Source organism: Nitrosospira sp. TNL200, assembly GCF_055386305.1.
The window spans coordinates 174918-191613 of sequence record NZ_AP041003.1 but is presented as its reverse complement, the minus strand read 5'-3'; the positions used below and the strand labels follow the sequence as shown (position 1 = coordinate 191613).

13 protein-coding genes are annotated in these 16696 nt (G+C 56.6%); 1 reads left to right on the top strand and 12 read right to left on the bottom strand.

The genetic code is table 11. The features are described 5' to 3' along the window. Positions 1-123 precede the first annotated feature (123 nt). The 12 genes from ACZ5CE_RS00900 to ACZ5CE_RS00845 form a co-directional block, all read right to left on the bottom strand. Positions 124-2790: an MMPL family transporter gene (locus ACZ5CE_RS00900; RefSeq protein ID WP_464575874.1), complete on the bottom strand. Its 2667-nt coding sequence runs from the start codon at positions 2788-2790 to the stop codon at positions 124-126. 50 nt (positions 2791-2840) lie between these two features. Beyond that, positions 2841-3479 carry an HpnM family protein gene (locus ACZ5CE_RS00895; RefSeq protein ID WP_464575872.1) on the bottom strand — a complete coding sequence of 213 codons (639 nt, stop codon included), beginning with the start codon at positions 3477-3479 and terminating at the stop codon, positions 2841-2843. 214 nt (positions 3480-3693) lie between these two features. Beyond that, positions 3694-4803 (bottom strand): adenosyl-hopene transferase HpnH, encoded by a 1110-nt coding sequence (hpnH, locus tag ACZ5CE_RS00890; RefSeq protein WP_464575871.1) that lies wholly within the window; start codon positions 4801-4803, stop codon positions 3694-3696. A 344-nt stretch (positions 4804-5147) separates the two neighbouring features. Further along, complete coding sequence (locus ACZ5CE_RS00885; RefSeq protein WP_464575870.1) at positions 5148-6392, bottom strand: porin; 1245 nt, start codon at positions 6390-6392, stop codon at positions 5148-5150. A gap of 221 nt (positions 6393-6613) precedes the next feature. Continuing rightward, on the bottom strand, positions 6614-7447 hold the full coding sequence (gene trpC / locus ACZ5CE_RS00880) for an indole-3-glycerol phosphate synthase TrpC (RefSeq protein WP_464575869.1): 834 nt from the start codon (positions 7445-7447) through the stop codon (positions 6614-6616). Further along, positions 7447-8520: an anthranilate phosphoribosyltransferase gene (gene trpD / locus ACZ5CE_RS00875; RefSeq protein ID WP_464575868.1), complete on the bottom strand. Its 1074-nt coding sequence runs from the start codon at positions 8518-8520 to the stop codon at positions 7447-7449. The genes trpC and trpD overlap by 1 nt, the downstream gene beginning before the upstream one ends. A gap of 78 nt (positions 8521-8598) precedes the next feature. Beyond that, positions 8599-9162, bottom strand: coding sequence for an anthranilate synthase component II (locus ACZ5CE_RS00870; protein ID WP_464577564.1), 564 nt, complete (start codon positions 9160-9162; stop codon positions 8599-8601). A gap of 282 nt (positions 9163-9444) precedes the next feature. Beyond that, a complete protein-coding gene (locus ACZ5CE_RS00865) occupies positions 9445-10095 on the bottom strand; it encodes a DNA repair protein (RefSeq protein WP_464575867.1) in 651 nt (216 codons plus the stop codon). A gap of 34 nt (positions 10096-10129) precedes the next feature. Further along, entirely contained in the window at positions 10130-11875 is a 1746-nt protein-coding gene (locus ACZ5CE_RS00860) for a putative porin (protein WP_464575866.1), read from the bottom strand. A gap of 23 nt (positions 11876-11898) precedes the next feature. Next, complete coding sequence (locus tag ACZ5CE_RS00855) at positions 11899-12567, bottom strand: TonB C-terminal domain-containing protein (protein ID WP_464575865.1); 669 nt, start codon at positions 12565-12567, stop codon at positions 11899-11901. 4 nt (positions 12568-12571) lie between these two features. Further along, a complete protein-coding gene (locus ACZ5CE_RS00850) occupies positions 12572-12976 on the bottom strand; it encodes an ExbD/TolR family protein (RefSeq protein ID WP_464575864.1) in 405 nt (134 codons plus the stop codon). Between the two features lie 9 nt (positions 12977-12985). Further along, positions 12986-14713 (bottom strand): DUF2341 domain-containing protein, encoded by a 1728-nt coding sequence (locus ACZ5CE_RS00845; RefSeq protein ID WP_464575863.1) that lies wholly within the window; start codon positions 14711-14713, stop codon positions 12986-12988. Between the two features lie 341 nt (positions 14714-15054). Between ACZ5CE_RS00845 and ACZ5CE_RS00840 the strand changes: the two genes are divergently transcribed. Next, a complete protein-coding gene (locus ACZ5CE_RS00840; protein WP_464575862.1) occupies positions 15055-16371 on the top strand; it encodes a glycerophosphodiester phosphodiesterase family protein in 1317 nt (438 codons plus the stop codon). Positions 16372-16696: the final 325 nt, after the last annotated feature.

The window sequence follows — 16696 nt, the reverse complement described above, 5'->3', positions numbered from 1 at the left end:
TTACCGAATCGGCGCATACTTTCGGTGCCAGCATCCTCTGACCGTTAACGGGTAAAAATGGTTTCAGGAATAACGATCCGTTTTCTCGATCAACCGTAGTTCTGGATGAGATGGACACTCATTTTATGTTTTCACGCTTTGCCCCGGGCCACGCAGCAGTACCGGCAATATTACCAAGGTACAGATGAGAGTCAAAGCGAGCCCGACGGTAAGAAGCACACCCATGCTGGCCGTGCCCTGATGCGATGAAAACATGAGGCTGGCGAAGTCCACCAGCGCCGTGAGCGCGCTATAAAAGATGGCGCGGGCGGTGCTGGTATGAATCAGGATTTCGCTGACCAGTTCGTTGTTAATGCTTCGATGCACCATATGCAGACTGCTATCGATACCGATGCCCAGCAGTAACGGCAGCGCAATGACATTGGCAAAGTTGAACGGGATGCCGAGAAGCACTGTGAAGGCAGCGGTGAAGAGGCTGGACAACAGCAGGGGAGCCAGCACCAGCAGGGTATATTTCACGCTGCGCAACAGAATCAGCAAGGCTATGGTAATTCCGAGCAGGGCAAGCGAGAAAGCCTGAATGAACGCCCGCACGACGGCGTCACCGGCTTCCAGGGTAACCATGGGAGCCCCCGTGGCCTGGGGCGCTACTTTCTGGACCGTCTCGACAAACCGCCTTAATGCCCCGTTGTCATTGATATCCTCCGCAGGATAGACAGCCAGGCGGTATTCGCCGCCCTGGCTGCGCCAGTGGCTGACCAGCGATACCGGCAAATCCTTTTCCTCAAACGGAATGGCTTCAGTGGCCATCCTCAATCTTTCCAAAGCCTGAGGCAGCGTCGCAAGCAGATCGTTTTCCACCGAACGCAACAGATCCTTTTTTCCGTGTAAGTCGATGGTGTCCAGACGGGCGAAAAGCGCGGCAAGAGACGATTTCAGCGAACGTGCGGAAGCCGATGCTGAGTGATTGGGATGCGTGGCGATAAAACCATCCAGTGCAGCAGCCAGCCGATTCAACTCTGCGCGCCGCCGGCTTAACGCTTCTTCGCCGCTGTCCCCGCTGTCATCGGGTGGCGCTGAAAATGCGATCGGCCCCATGGTAAGCGCCATTTCCTCTATAAGAAAAAGCTTCTGCTGCTGATCCTCGGGAACAAAATCCAGCATCGTGACGACCTTGTTCACCTCCGGGAGCGCAGCCAGCCTCTGCGCCAGACGTTGGGCATCCGCCGGACTATTGGCCAGCGCGACCGCTTGCCATGGCGAATGGTCGGCGTCTGCGAGAAGTTCGCGGAAGGTTTGCAGCGCCTTGCCTTTCGGGTCCTGCAGGTTAAGGAGGTTGTAGTCGAATCTCACCTGCGGCAAGGCAGCCAGTGCCGCAACCGCCAATATCAAGGTGAGGGCATAGGTTAGCTTGTGCCATTTCAATGATAATTCGAGCACCCTCCCGACTGAGACCGTTTTTATGGGGACGCTCGAAGGATGCTTGGGAAAATAACGCAACAGGGCGGGCCCGATGGTGAGGGTAACGAAAAGACTGATGACCATGCCAGTACCCGAGATGATGCCCAGTTCCGCCACGCCGCTGTAATCGGTGGGAATGAATGCGTAGAAACCGATCGCGTTGGTTATGGTGCAGGCTGCAAGCGCTGCCCCCGCATCGCCTCCCGAGTCGTAGATGGCCTCTGCCGCTGGCTCGCCCTTATCCGTCAACTCTTGATGCCTGAGCAGAAAATGAATGGCAAAGTCGGCGCCCAGGCCGATGTACAGCACGGCAAAAGCAATGGATATCAAATTGAGATGGCCGACCGTTGCGGTGGCAAATGCGGCTGTCAGAAGAAGACCCATGGAAAGGCATATCAGCACTGCAAGTATCAGCCCGGGCGTTCGCATGGCAAAATAAAGCACAATCCCCACGAGCACAAATGTAACGACACCCGCGACCTCCATGCCCTGGAGAGAGCTGGTAAGCTCGTCATGGGACAATGCCACTTCGCCGGTGATGCGCAGCTTCACGGGGCTATTTTCGGTAATGCCAGTCTCTCTTGCCGCCGCATGCAGCGCGGCAATGGATTGCTCGGCCGGAAATAGCTGGTCGTAATGAAGTCTGGGCTTGACTACGATCAATTCCTGGTATGTCTTTTTTTGCGGCTTGGCGTCAAACAGGGATTGCCATGACAATTGCCTGGGAGAACCGTCCATCCGCGCATCCAGCGTGGCGCTGACCGCGTTCAGCACGGGCTGTAACTCCATGGCACGCCCGTTTCGCAACTCATCCACCGCTTTGGTCAATACCGACGCGAAGGTCGCCAGCGTGGGCTCTTTCGCGATAAGCGCAATCAATGGCTGGGCCGCCGCCAGACGGTCCGTTATGAGCTCCAGCTCTGGAATGCTTTCGTAAAGCAGACCGTTGCGGGAAAAAAAATCATCGACGTTCGGCGAGTAGACGCTATAGTAATTTTCGTGGTCCTTGCTCAGGCGGGCGGCAAGCCGTGCGGTAAGCGTATACGCCTGCTCAGGGGTGGGTGCGTCCAGCACCAGTAGCAGCGTGTCGATATCCTGAGGAAACGTTTTGCTGTAGTGCGTCATATTGATGCGGAATGGCAGGTCCTCCGAGAGCATATCCGTGGTATCCGTATTCATGCCCAGATTTCGGGACACATACAAACCGCAGGCAGCAGTCACGAGCACCGCGATGAGGATGATCCAGGCACTGTGACGATAGGAGATGTAGGACCAGCGGGCGAAGAGATTGTAGAGGCGGCTGGAGGATGCTTTGTTGGGTATGGTCATCCTTGAAGAGGCAAACTGAAGCGATCGAACCCGACGCAGGGAGAAATTGCCTAGCTTTGCTCGGTGAGAACGATCTTTTTCCTGAGCATGTCGACGAGCGTAGCAAAGCCGTCACGCTGCAGGATGGCGCGGTATTCCACCCGCTTTAATGCGAGATCACTGACCCCGTCGGCGAGGATATTGACGATACGCCATCCTGCTTTCTCATGGCGCAGGATATAGTCGAACCGCACAGGCTCCCCCTTCGGGGGAACCAGCTTGCTGCGCACCATGACCTGCTCTCGCGGCATCTGCTGCTGCTCCACGAACTCAAATTGTTCACCACCATATTCCTTGAACCATCCCGCATAGGTGCCGATGCTGAGCTTCCGGAAGACATCTATGAAAGTGTGCTGCTGCTCGGAGCTGAGCCGGGTCCAATTGGCGCCGAGACTGGTGCGTGCGATAAAATCGATATCGTGGGTCTGGTCGATTACCGGAGCCAGCAATTCGTAGCGGCCTTTGTAGCCCAGGCTGCCACTTTCCCGCATAGCCTTGATAAGCGCATCGTGCAGACGCGCCACCACTTGTTGCGCATCCGAAACTTCCGCAGGAACCGGGCTCTCGGCCCAGGATGCGGGCGCGATCAAAAACATGGCCGACACCAGCTGGAAGTAGAACAGGAACTTGATCGCGCGCAGGATTTTCATTTTTACAAATCTCATAAGCGGCAACGCCCACTGCACCACGGCGGCGCAATGAAGATCACTGCAGGGATTGGACAAATGCCGGGCAACGCGGGGATGGCTACGCTGCAATAGCTCAAGAACACGGGCTTAGGAACCGGTCCACCGCTGTCCCATGACCATGGGACAGCTCCTGATGAAGACGATACAGAGCGACAAGACCGATGGCACGCTGCCGTTATCGCTCTATTTTAACAGGAATTCCACCGATGGTCTTTCGAGGCTTCAATGCCTCCTTGGCCCACTTCGGAGTCGGCTCGGCAACCATGGGCCCTGTCGTTTTCGGGCCTCGCAGCGAGGTTATGAATGCCTTGAATGGATGCTGGAGCATATCTTCAACGGCAGTCGCCTCATAACCGCAATGCGCCATGCACTGAGCGCATTTAGGATTGCTGCTGTTGCCGTATTTATCCCAGGGCGTATCATCCAGCAACTCCTGGAAGGTTGCCGCATAGCCCTCGTCGGGCAGCAGGTAGCAAGGTTTTTGCCAGCCAAATACGTTCCGCGTGGGATTACCCCAGGGGGTGCACTCGTAGTTTTGATTGCCGGCCAGGAAATCGAGATAGAGCGTGGAATGATTCAACTTCCAGTTGCGGGTTTTGCCCAGCTTGAAAATACCCCGGAATAAATTCTTGGTATCCTTCCCTTTGATAAAAATATCCTGCCGCGGAGCGCGCTCATAGCTGAATCCAGGCGCAATAGTGGCGCCTTCGACACCGAGGTCCATGACAAAATCCAGAAACTCAGCCACATCGTCGGGCGTTTCTCCCTGGAACAGGGTGCAGTTTACGGTTACGCGGAAGCCTTTCGCCACCGCTATCTTTATTGCTTCGACCGCCCGGTCAAAAACACCATCCTGGCAAACGGAAGCATCGTGCCGTTCCTTCAAGCCATCCAGGTGGATGGAAAACGTCAGATAGGGAGAAGGGGTATAGTCGTCGATCTTTTTCTTCAATAAAAGAGCGTTTGTGCACAAATAAACATATTTCTTGCGGGCAACGATACCCGCGACGATTTGCGGCATTTCCTTATGTATGAGCGGCTCTCCCCCTGGTATCGACACCATGGGAGCGCCACACTCATCAACCGCCTCCATGCACTGCTCAACCGACAGGCGCTGGTCAAGAACGTCATCCGGATAATCTATTTTCCCGCAGCCTGCACAAGCCAGATTGCAGCGAAACAAGGGCTCCAGCATCAGGACCATTGGATATTTTTTTACTCCCTTCAACTTTTGCTTGAGCAGATAAGTACCCACCGCAATCTGTTGACGTAAAGGAACTCCCATGAGCAAATCCTCCAAAGAACTTCAATAATGATTATGCCGCAAATGACTCTACGTTTCTTTTACCTGACCACTCACAAGGTTCCTCACGCTTCGCTGGCGCGGCAACGAACATGACTGGAAGCGAGGTTATAACGCCCATCATTCCGCGTTTTTCGGCACTTTATCGCGCGGGTATATTAGCATGTCTACATCGCAAACTAAACTCACGGCGCCTTCATGGTTAAAGCCCGGGACACCTTTGATGTTCCCGAGAATAATCAGTTACTTCCAGCACCTGAGTCAGGCACTTCGGAAAGCAAAAAAATGGGGCGCCGCGGCGCCCCATTTCCTTCTACACAACCCGATCAGAAGTTGTGGCGAACACCAATCGTGTAGGTGGCACGATTGCCAGTCGCATAAATCGGGGCGAGGCTGTCAAGGTTGGTACCGCCATTCGGGTTGGTGACATACACGTGCTGATAACCACCGAACAGGCTGGTGCGCTTGCTCAGATTGTGGATCGCGCCCACGGTGAAGCTGTCGGCTTTGCGAGCTCCTGCCGCGGGGTTAAGGCCGCCTGCGTGAGCTTTCGTCATACCACCCTGGGCCACCAGCGTGGTGTTGCCCAATCTGTATTGCGCGCCCGCAAACCAGATATTGCCGTCACCGCCAGCATTCATCGCCGAATTACATTGTCCTGTGGAGCTTCCCGGTGCATCCATCGGATTCGCTACCAGGGCGGCAGCGCTGCTACAGGTTGCCGAGCCGATCGCGTTGTTGATGTCTTCATACTGTCCGCTGAGCTTGAAGTTTTCGAAAGCCCAGGAAGCACCCACGCGCCACACTTCTTCGGTCTTCAGGCCGATGGCTTTCTGTGCCTGATTGGCGTTATCCCGGGAATAGCCGCCAAAAATGTCCATTCCCATGCCCATGAAATCCATATGATACTTGGCAGCGGCCTGGCCGTCGAACTCACCGTTCCTACCGCCAGTATTGCCATTGCTGCCCAGGCCGCCCGGCAAGAAACCGGATAGCATGCCAGATTGGAGGGGGCTAAGCGTATTGGCATCGCCCGGCATCAATATTGCCGCGAAGGAGAAACCTTCTATCGTTGCCGAATCGAAGCGGATGGCGCTGTTGACGAAGGTATTGGCGCCCGAACCCAGGCCATTCGCGCCTGCCGACATCGTGCCGCCGGAACCGCCGGCTTGCAATGTGGTATAGGCAAACGGGTCGATGGTCATGCCGCCGGCAAAATCCTTGAATGGAGATTGCACCCGGCCGAATTTGACGTCACCCCATTGGGCGCTGGAAAGTCCAACCCATTGTTCGCGAGGCGTCGTAGCCGAACCCGAGCCCGCGTTGAGGCCCATTTCCAGACGAGCGTTTGCCCTCAGTCCATTACCCAGATCTTCCGTGATATGCAGACCCCAGCGTGACGACCGGGAGTTGTCCTGCAGCGTTGACTGGCTGGGGGAACCTGAAAAGTCGACCAGACTGTACTCAGCTTGCACCCGACCAAAAATTGTTACATTCGTCCCTTGTGCGGATGCAACCACCGGGGCCGCGAGTGCACCGGCGACAGCCAGGGCAATCAGTTTCTTTTTCATGTGGAAAATCTCCTTTAAAGTTGAAACGGTGGGCCCTCGCACCGACCCTATTTTCGGTGGAGTATGTCCCGCTGCTTGGACCTCTCTAAATGAGAGGGTTGAGAGATTGTGCCTAACGTGACAAGACGTAGCAAGGAAATAAGCACAGTTTTGGAATATGGGAGAAAACCCTGTTGCTTTTTTGCAACAAACCTGCCGGGAATCCACTGGGAATGGGGGATTCAGCGGAATAATCGCCCCAGCTCGGCGCCGGGATCTTCCGCGCGCATGAAAGCTTCACCGACGAGAAATGCGTGCACTTGGTGATTCCGCATCAGTGCGACATCTGCGGGCGAGCTTATTCCGCTTTCGGAAATGACGATACGCGCCGCTGGAACACGGTCAAGCAACTGCAATGTGGTGTCGAGGCGTGTCTCGAAAGTGCCGAGGTTACGGTTGTTGATACCTATCAGCGGCGAATCCAGTTGCAACGCAAGCTCCAGTTCCCCGGCATCGTGCACTTCGATCAGCACTGCCATGCCAAGCGAGTGGGCCAGCGCTTCCAGCTTCGCCATCCGATCGACCGCCTCCTCCTTCTGGAGACCTTTTTCACCTTCCGGCAACGGCATGCAAAATGCCGCCACGATCAGCAAAATGCAATCCGCCCCCATGACCCTGGCTTCGATTACCTGATACTCGTCCAGGATGAAATCCTTGCGCAACACCGGCAACTGGCAAGCGGCACGAGCTTCCCGGAGGTATTCCGGGCTTCCCTTGAAAAACTGCCTGTCGGTTAAAACGGACAGGCAGGCTGCCCCATGAAGAGCGTAGCTGGCAGCGATTGCGGCGGGATTGAAGTTTTCGCGCAGCATGCCCTTGCTGGGACTGGCTTTCTTTATTTCCGCAATGATCGCCGCCGAGCCGGCAGCGATGCGCTCCCTGATTGCCCCGGTAAAATTCCTCGGAGACGAAGCGGCCTCTGCCTCCCGTTGCAAGACCGATAACGGCCGGGCAATTCTGGCGAGGGCGACTTCGCGTACTTTCGAAAGCAGGATCTCCTGCAGGATATTGGGCATCAAGTCAGAAAAGCCTTATCCTGCGAAGTTTTGTCCCGATTGGAGAACTCGATCAGATCGCGCAGCCTGGCCCTGGCCGCGCCGCTTTCTATCGCGATACGCGCTTTTTCGAGACCCTGCTCCAGCGACTTGGCCACCCCTGCCACGTAGATGGCTGCGCCTGCGTTGAGCAATACTACATCCAGCGCCGGACCAGGCTGATTATCCAGCACCGAAACCAGCATATTCCTGGACTGGATGCTGTCCTTCACCTGTATCTCCTCGATGGGGGCGCTACGCATGCCGAAATCTTCCGGCCTGATGGCATATTCGGTTATTTCACCCTGCTTGAGTTCGCCCACCCAGGTTTCTCCCGCGATGGTAATCTCATCCAGCCCGTCTTTCCCCTGCTCGCAATGGGTATTCCTTCCATGGACCACCATCACATGATGGCTGCCCAGGCGTTGCAGCACGCGCGCCAGTATACCGACGAGATCAGGGTGAAACACTCCCAGCAACTGGTTTCTCGCCCCCGCAGGATTCGTTAACGGACCCAGTATATTGAACAGGGTGCGCACACCCAGCTCACGCCGCACGGGAGCGGCATGCTTCATGGCACCGTGAAAGTTGGGAGCGAACATGAAACCGACGCCGATTTCTTCTATGTCGGCCGCTATCTGTTCCGGAACCTGATTCAGGTTGATCCCCAGGGCCTCGAGCACATCCGCGCTGCCGGACTTGCTGGATATGGAGCGTCCTCCATGCTTGGCGACACGGGCGCCAGCCGCCGCAGCGACAAAGGCTGCGGTGGTGGAAATATTGAATGTCTGGGCGGCATCCCCTCCCGTTCCGCAGGTATCGACGAGATAGCGATGGTCCGCCACCTCGACCGGCGTGGCGAATTCGCGCATCACCTGCGCGGCGGCGGCAATTTCGCCTATGGTTTCCTTCTTGACCCGAAGCCCGGTGACAATCGCCGCTATCAGCGCCGGCGACAACTCGCCACGCATGATCTGGCGCATGAGCGAAAGCATTTCGTCATGGAAGATTTCGCGGTGTTCGATAATTCGGGTGAGTGCTTCCTGGGGTTTCATCCGGATCCTTTGGGCGCCTTTGGGTCCATCTAATTCTTATACGGTTCCTTTCGGCTGCATTCCAGCAAACGAGACAGCTTACTGATTCAGGAAATTTTGCAGCAGCCTGTGCCCATGTTCCGTCAGAATGGACTCAGGGTGGAACTGCAAACCCTCCACCGCAAGGGCCTTGTGCCGGACGCCCATGATTTCTCCATCTTCTGTCCATGCGGTAATTTCCAGGCAATCGGGAAGGGTTTCACGCTCGATAGCGAGAGAATGATAGCGAATCGCCGTGAACGGGTTGGGCAGATCTTTGAACAAGCCGGCGTTATCGTGATAAATAAGCGAGGTCTTGCCATGCATCAATTGTTTCGCATGGATAATTTTCCCGCCAAAGGCCTGCCCGATGCTCTGATGGCCCAGGCATACCCCCAGTATGGGAATTTGTCCATGGCAGCGCTTGATCAAGGGTATGGATACGCCCGCGTCGCCAGGCGTGCAGGGACCGGGGGAAATGACGATGCGCGCGGGTTTTAACCGCGCAATTTCCTCGGGAGTAATCTCGTCGTTGCGAAATACCGCTACTTCTTCACCCAGTTCGCCAAAATATTGCACGAGATTGTAGGTAAAGGAATCGTAATTGTCGATCATCAGCAGCATGGCAGTGCGTATCAAGAATGGAAACCGATGCCGACCGTTGCGCGCCGGTATTTCCCAGACTCCCGGACGCGGCCGCATATGAAAAGCCCCTTATTATCCTCCCTCGGGAGAACAAGAACAATAAGGAAATCCGGTAAAGTTCAGCGCTTCCTAAGGTTACTGCAACGACATGATGGGTTAGGGGAATATCCCGAAAAAAACATAGGTTGCAATGATGCGCCTTTCCAGGCGCCCGCCAGCACGAGCTTGGAATCTGGATCATCAACTATCAGCGACTTGCCGTCAGCGAGGTGTAGGCTGGAGATGCTTTGCTTCGAGGTCATCGCGGTATTTTTCGAGCAGGTTCTCCATCTCGACGCTTTTTATCCGCGTGAAGGGCTCCGCTTCCAGAATGGCATTCAGAGGTCCCTTCTTGGTGTACCACCCGACCAGCTCCTGCCCTATTCGATACAGATCACCGTTGTTTCCCTCGCACAGCTTCCTTAACTCATTTTGCCTTTCAAGGGCAGCTTCCTTGTTCTTGAAGTCCTGCTCCAGTTGCTTATGCTGGGTCGACAACTCCTGATTCTGCTTGGTGGCTTCATCAAGCTTGGCTCGCAACTCGGCTTTTTCCCTGATTGCTGTCTCGATATCCCCCTCCAGCCGGGAAACTTTGGCGGCGGCGCTCGCCGCGAGGCGCTTCTGGGCTTCAGTTTCACCATGGGTTTTTTTCAGTGTTTCCTCCAGCGCTGTTTTTTCCTGATCCAGCGCCGATTTCTGCTGCTGAATTTCGGTTAATTGCTGCTGCATGCGGCGCAACGCCTGCCGCTCTTTTTTTTGATCCTTGTTGGCCGCCGCATTTGCAGCCACGGCTTCAGGCAGGCACCAGCCCGCCAAAAACACCATGACTATTCCCTGGCATGCCCATCGCGGAATTTTCTTGTAGTTGCTCATACGAAAATCTTAGTCCTCGCTCAGCGTGGCGCAGCTAGAAGCGGGCGTTCAGATCCAGATTGACCGAATCGACAGCCAGCGGCAAACCGCTGATCTGGCTATATGAATTGTAGCGGAGGCCCAGCCACGTGTTATGCGCGATGCCGTAAAGGCCATGTAGCGTGTAACCTTTATGGTTGGTTCCGCCCATGAGATAGTTGGAATCGGTAAAGGCATCCAGCATCGAATCCCGCTCCGAATAGCGATAAAAGCCGAAAACCTGCCATTGGTGCGCTTCGGATACGATCGGATAACCCACGGTGAGACGGAATTGGTAGGCGTTGATCTGGGGCTTGATGTTCTGTCCGGTACGGGCCAGTATGGCATTCTGGTCATAGCCAACATTGCGCACGTAATCCACGGTGCCGATGACATGGATGGGCTTGAACCTGGAGTAGTCGGCCACCATGGTCAGGTTCGCGAGGCGGTAATCGGCGGCGAGCGCCCAGAGATTGGTCGTAGGGTCGCCATCGTTATCGATGTTGAAAAGACTGTTGCCTTTCTGGCGGAACAACGTCGCAGTCTGGTTGAACAGCGTGTCGCCGAAGTTCGGATTGCGCACCCCCGCGATATTGCGGAAGTCATACCAGGCCGCGGCTATTCTGACCTTGGTATCGGTATCGGCAGGGCTCCACTCCAACCCGGCCTGGGTTCCGTAGAACCATTTATCCTTGGCTTTTACGGTTTCGCTCTGATTTATCTTCTGCAAGGGGAAGACTCCGACATTGAAGAATGGCTTGATGGTCCGGTTTTCGTTTTGCCAGGGGTGAAGATTGATCGCCAGCCCTTCGAAATTCAAGTCCGCATCCCAGATCAGGTCGGTATGCTGCACGCCGGCGGTAGGAATAGTGGTGCCCCGCTTGAGAATACTCGTGTACACATTCCCCACGGTGCCGATGAAGAAGGGATTGGGGAAACGGCCGCCGCTGACGGTGAGCCAATCCCAGGGAGTCAGCTGAAGGTAGGCCTGATCCAGCACCAGCCCGAATTTGCTGTTGAAAGTTCCCAATGTCTGCAGAGTGGATACCGGGGACCCTATGGATATGGGAGGAGGGCCCAATATCTGGCTGGTGAGCACCGGATCATTGATGTTTCCCGTCGTCAGGCGCAGCCCCAGATCCACCCCACGGGTGATATTGGCGTTGATGCCAAGGCGCATGCGTATCTGTTCCCGGTGCAGGCTGTCGTCGGTGGTATTGTCGATCTGCTGGCCGAGCGCCCGGAAATTGGCCGCGGGGGCATTGTTGCTGCCGTAAAGGTCGGCCCGTTCGCGCAGACGCATGTCTCCTTGCAGCTTGAAGCGGCTTGTCCATTCGGGAACGGCATTCACGTCTCCCCAGCGCTCCTCCTTCGCCTGGTTCACTATTTCTCCGCGTAACTGGTCCCGAATTTCCCGCTTGATGTGTTCCGGCACGTATGTCACGCGTACCTCGCCTTTTTTCGAGCTGTCGGTTGCGGATGCGGATGCAGAGGAGGGAGCGGGGGGACCGTAGGGGACGCCATTCTGGGCCTGCCGGGAAGCCGCCGCTTTTTCCTCGGCTTTTTTGATCATTTCATCGGCGACTTCCTGCTTGATCACGCCTTGCTCGACCAGAAGCCGGATCAGGTTCAAAGTGGTCTCGTACAGGACTTCGACCTTTTCGCGCTCATCGGTTTTTCCGCTGGGCTCGCTGGCCGCACTGGCATTTCCTGAAAGCATGGCGGCCACGAGAACAGCCGGGATCATGGAATGGATATTCATTTTATTTTTCTTCTTCAAGTCCATCAGGCGCGCGAGGTCACGCGTATCTTCAACGGCTGCGGCATATCCGCAGGGGGACCTTCCCGCAACGCTCGCAGATTCTGAAGCACGTTCTTGATCAACTCATCCACCTTGGCGTCACCCGTGTTTTCGACCAAGGCAATGCGCGATACCTTGCCGCCAGGGTCGATCCACACCTTCACTATGATTTTGTAGGTTTTGTCCTTGAGCGCGTTTTCGCGCGCAAGGGCATCCTGCAAGGCGGAATTGATGGCGTCATTCACTATGGCGTCATACCAGGCCCACGGATTGCCCCGGGAACCGCCAATCAAGTCCGCGCCTCCCTTTTTCCCTACCAGTCCGAACCCATCCCCGCTTCCCGTTCCTTCGGCATCGATGCCCAGATCGGGACCGGGTGGCGGCTCATCGGCCTGGTCCATCGGCTCGGGCTCGGGTTCGGACAGCTTTATCTCCTCCTTCACCACCGGCTCCGGCGGCTTCTCCGGCGGGGGTGGCGGTGGCGGAGGGGGCTTGATCAATGTGATCTGCTGGAGCGTGGGCTTGTGCTGGGGCGTGTCGCTACCCAGAAAATCCTTCAGCCACAATCCCAGCGCAATCGCAACGCCCAGGAAAAGCGCAACGCCGCCCCAGCGCACCCAAACCGGCCTTGGGCTTTCTTCGGGATCTTTCATGGCGCTACTTGACCAGACGCTGAGTCACCAGGCCCAACTGTGTGATATCCAGCTGACCCAGCAATTCGAGCACCTCCATCACCTTGCCGTACTGCACTACCGTGTCCCCCTTGACCACGACCGGCAGTTCGGGATTTGCAGCTTTCAATTGACCCAGCCGGGTGCGCAACTCCTCCAGCGTCATCGGATAGGCGTCCAGAAAAATCTGGCCGGATTCGTTGATGGTGATTGCCTTCGTCTGGGGCTTGGCGAGACTGGGAGTGTTGCTGGCCTTGGGCAGGTTGACCTTTATCCCCTGCACCGATGCGGTTGTCATGATGATGAATATCACCAGCAGCACATAGGCAAGATCCAGCATGGGCACGACGTTGATTTCGTCGTATAGCTCGTTTTCTTCCTGTAACTTCATGCCTTTTTGTCAGCGGCTGTAGTTTTCCGCAACCTTGGTCACAAACTCGTCGACGAAAATATGCATTCTTGATACGATGGCCTTGATGCGCGAAGCCAGGTAGTTGTAGCCAAACAGGGAAGGGATGGCGACTCCCATGCCCGCCACGGTTGCAGCCAGGGCGGCGGCAATGCCGGGCGCGATCGCATTGACATTGACATCCCCCGCCGCCGCGATCGCGGCAAACGTGATCATGACCCCCATCACTGTACCGAGCAGGCCGATGAAGGGGCCGCCGGAAATCGCGATGGTGAGCAGCACCATGAATTTGTTCATGCGCTGGACTTCTTCCATGAGACCGGCATCCAGGCTTGCACGGATCGCATCCAGCGATTGCGGCGATAGCGATTTGTCGATATGGGTCGCCTCGGTATCAGCGAAACGGTGCGCCAATTCCCGCGCGCCGATGTGATAAATGCGGTAGAGCGACGAATGCGCGAATTCTTTCTCCAGTCCGCTGACCTTGTCTATCATCGCCAGATCGGTTGACAGCTCGCGGAATTTATTCATGAAACGCCTGTTGGAACTGTCCACCCGGTTGATGTAGACCGCTTTGCTGTACATCACCCATATCGCGATCATCAGCATGATGGTCAGAAAGCAAATCGCGACCCATCCGTCCACCGTCAGCGATTTGAGGATGATGCCGAGGTGAGAGGCGCCTTCTCCTCCCTCCGACGCTTCGTCCTCCCCCATGGCGACCAGTTTGCCGTCCGGCCCCAGCGCTGCCTGGACCGCCATCCACTCCGCTCCGCGCCCCAGTCCGGATACCTGCACCTCGTCCATCTCGCCCTTGAATCCGGTACCCAGAACCAGGCTGTCAGCGGATAGCGCGGCAGGCGGCGCATCGCCCGCGGGTTTGCCGTCCACATAGAGATACATCCTGTCCGCCATCACGAACCCGACGTGATGCCACTCATTCGCGCTGAGCGCCGCGCTGGACGCCAGATTCGACGCGCCCGACTTCGCCTTCACCAGGCCGCCCTCCAGCCAGACGCGCAGGCTATCGGATTGAACGAGCGTGCCGTCCAGTGCCGATGACTTCACCCATGCCGAGAAGCTGAATCCGCCGCCTGCGCTTACAGCAGGAAGCGTGACACTCTGCGAACCGTTGAATCCGGCTCCCCCGTTGGAGAACGAAGCGGCGATGTGCTGGGCGGATGACTGCACCGCGTTCAATCCATTCGAGCCGCTGTCCTGGGGAACGCCGCTCTGCTCCGCAAAATGGTATATGACGCTGGCGGCGTCGTAAGTCGACTTGGGATTTGCCGCGGGGGCCGCATTCTCGTTGCCGAAGTAGAGGAATATTTCTGTCTGGGAGGCCAGCTTGGGGATTTTCACCCATACGAACGCCAGTTCATTCACGACATCCCATTTCTCAAAATGGAATTTGAGCTCGGTTTTATCGTCCCCCGCGACCACGCGCAGGTCGCTGCCGTTGTCATTCGCGGAAAAGAAATCGAAATTGCCAGTATGCAGGCGAATCAGCACCGGCGCATCCGCCACCTCGCCCGCCGGGCTGTTCAATGTGACCTTCTTCCGGTTGCCCCAGTCGTCGTTCCACCAGGCATGGCTGGACAGGGAAAACGTGCATAACGCAAAGGTGAGCAGGGACGCAAGGATTCGCACGGTACTGTCTGGCTTGGAGGCGGGCTGGCTTGAACAAGCGGGATTATGCGTGTCCCAGGTTACAGACATTAGTCATGCCCATGATCCAAACGAATTACTCTGTTGGTGTGAACGAACGCTTGCTTCGGCATGTAAAACACGCTTTCCAAGCCGTTACAAGGCCGAAACAGGAGAATGCAAATCCCGGCTCCGGCGGATGCCGGGAACACCGGAATAATTCCGGCAGGTATCCCCTTTTGCGCAACAGAGCAAGGGAAGCAGCAGGAAAAATATTCTGGCGCCAGACTGGCTTCCCTAGTCTATTTGGATCAACAACACGCTCCTCAAGATGCAAAGGAAAAAGGGTAGCGTCAGAGGTGCATTAAAGAGCACAGACAGTTCAACCGTCCTCCCAACCCCGGAGCCTCCCTATGTCACGCAAAAATTTCATTTCCACGCTTGGCGCTGTTGCGCTGATGAGCGCGCTTTTCCTGCTGTCCTCCGTTTCCGACGCAAGCCGGCATGACGATGAGGGCGATGACGGCCACTACAGCGGGTCGGGAAACAGCATGAGCATCCAGCTCGGCCCGCGGCCTTACTTTCTCGTCAATGACATGGCGGAGGGATCTCTCAAGAACAGGCTCAGCCACTGCGGCAACGGCCCGTTCCGCAGAACCCAGTTCTCCATCGGACACCGCGGCGCGGCTCTGCAGTTCCCGGAACATACCCAGGAATCTTACGAGGCAGCCGCCCTCATGGGAGCGGGCATCGTGGAATGCGACGTAACCTTTACCAGGGACAAGGAACTGGTTTGCCGCCATTCGCAATGCGACCTGCACACCACCACCAATATCCTCGAGACGCCGCTGGCTGCGAAGTGCACCAGGCCTTTCACTCCGGCGCAGCTCGATGCCGCGGGAAACGTCGTTCAGGAAGCTTCCGCGCAGTGTTGCACCAGCGACATCACGCTGGAAGAGTTCAAGAGCCTCAGAGGCAAGATGGATGGTTCCAACCCCGCTGCCACGAACGTGGCGGAGTACCAGCGCGGCACGCCTAGCTGGCGTACGGACCTGTATTCCGGCCCCACCAGCGGCACGCTGCTCACCCATAAGGAAAGCATCCAGTTGTTCAAGAGGCTGGGCGTGAAGATGACGCCCGAGCTCAAGAGCGCCAGCGTGGCCATGCCTTATGACAGCGATGGCGATGGCGTGGGCGACTACACACAGGCGGACTATGCCCAGCAGATGATAGACGAATACAAGGCGGAGAACGTCAAGCCCCGGGACGTATATGCCCAGTCGTTCGATATCCGCGACATCCGCTATTGGATCGCCAACGAGCCGCAATTCGGCAAGCAGTCGGTTTACCTCGACGACGCCAATATCGTTGCCGAACTGCCCTCCGCCGCCCAACTGGCGGCCTACAAGGCCGAGGGCATCAATATCGTCGCTCCGCCCCTGTTCGCGCTACTGGATGTCGATGGCAGCGGCAATATCGTGCCCTCCCGGTATGCCCGCCAAGCCAGGGCCGCGGGGCTCGACATCATCACCTGGACGCTGGAGCGCTCCGGCATCCTGGCCGAGGGCCGGAACGATTTTTATCTCCAGACCTTCCGCCCCGCCATCCGGCGCGAAGGCGACATGATGAAAGTGCTGGATGTTCTGGCCAAGGATGTCGGCATTCGCGGCATATTCAGCGACTGGGCCGCGACCGTGACCTACTATGCAAACTGCATGAATATCAGGTAGTTCCCGATTTCCGGTGCCCCCGGATACCGAGTCGGGCGCGGCGGCGTGAAATGGCGCCGTCGCGCGGGGGGTGTGCGATGCGGGACGAAGACACCACCTGCCTCCCCCAGCGGTCATTCCATCGCTCCCACTCATTTCCATCCCAAGGTTAAAACTGCCGGCTTTAGCCGGTCAGTTTTAGCTTTCGTGGCTTTCGTGGCTTTCGTAGCTTTCGTAGCTTTCGTAGCTTTCGTAGCTTTCGTAGCTTTCGTAGGATGGGTGGAGCAAAGCGTAACCCATCATTTTACTGGTGCTGGGTAGATGTTTTTTGATGGGTTGCGTTCCA

Bases quoted from the DNA above. Each gene is read 5' to 3' on its own strand.
- trpD (WP_464575868.1), bottom strand. From the start codon at position 8,520: ATGAAACCCCAGGAAGCACTCACCCGAATTATCGAACACCGCGAAATC.
- ACZ5CE_RS00865 (WP_464575867.1), bottom strand. From the start codon at position 10,095: ATGAGCAACTACAAGAAAATTCCGCGATGGGCATGCCAGGGAATAGTC.
- ACZ5CE_RS00885 (WP_464575870.1), bottom strand. From the start codon at position 6,392: ATGAAAAAGAAACTGATTGCCCTGGCTGTCGCCGGTGCACTCGCGGCC.
- trpC (WP_464575869.1), bottom strand. From the start codon at position 7,447: ATGCCCAATATCCTGCAGGAGATCCTGCTTTCGAAAGTACGCGAAGTC.
- ACZ5CE_RS00845 (WP_464575863.1), bottom strand. From the start codon at position 14,713: ATGTCTGTAACCTGGGACACGCATAATCCCGCTTGTTCAAGCCAGCCC.
- ACZ5CE_RS00895 (WP_464575872.1), bottom strand. From the start codon at position 3,479: ATGAAAATCCTGCGCGCGATCAAGTTCCTGTTCTACTTCCAGCTGGTG.
- ACZ5CE_RS00850 (WP_464575864.1), bottom strand. From the start codon at position 12,976: ATGAAGTTACAGGAAGAAAACGAGCTATACGACGAAATCAACGTCGTG.
- ACZ5CE_RS00855 (WP_464575865.1), bottom strand. From the start codon at position 12,567: ATGAAAGATCCCGAAGAAAGCCCAAGGCCGGTTTGGGTGCGCTGGGGC.
- ACZ5CE_RS00870 (WP_464577564.1), bottom strand. From the start codon at position 9,162: ATGCTGCTGATGATCGACAATTACGATTCCTTTACCTACAATCTCGTG.
- ACZ5CE_RS00840 (WP_464575862.1), top strand. From the start codon at position 15,055: ATGTCACGCAAAAATTTCATTTCCACGCTTGGCGCTGTTGCGCTGATG.
- ACZ5CE_RS00860 (WP_464575866.1), bottom strand. From the start codon at position 11,875: ATGAATATCCATTCCATGATCCCGGCTGTTCTCGTGGCCGCCATGCTT.
- ACZ5CE_RS00900 (WP_464575874.1), bottom strand. From the start codon at position 2,790: ATGACCATACCCAACAAAGCATCCTCCAGCCGCCTCTACAATCTCTTC.
- hpnH (WP_464575871.1), bottom strand. From the start codon at position 4,803: ATGGGAGTTCCTTTACGTCAACAGATTGCGGTGGGTACTTATCTGCTC.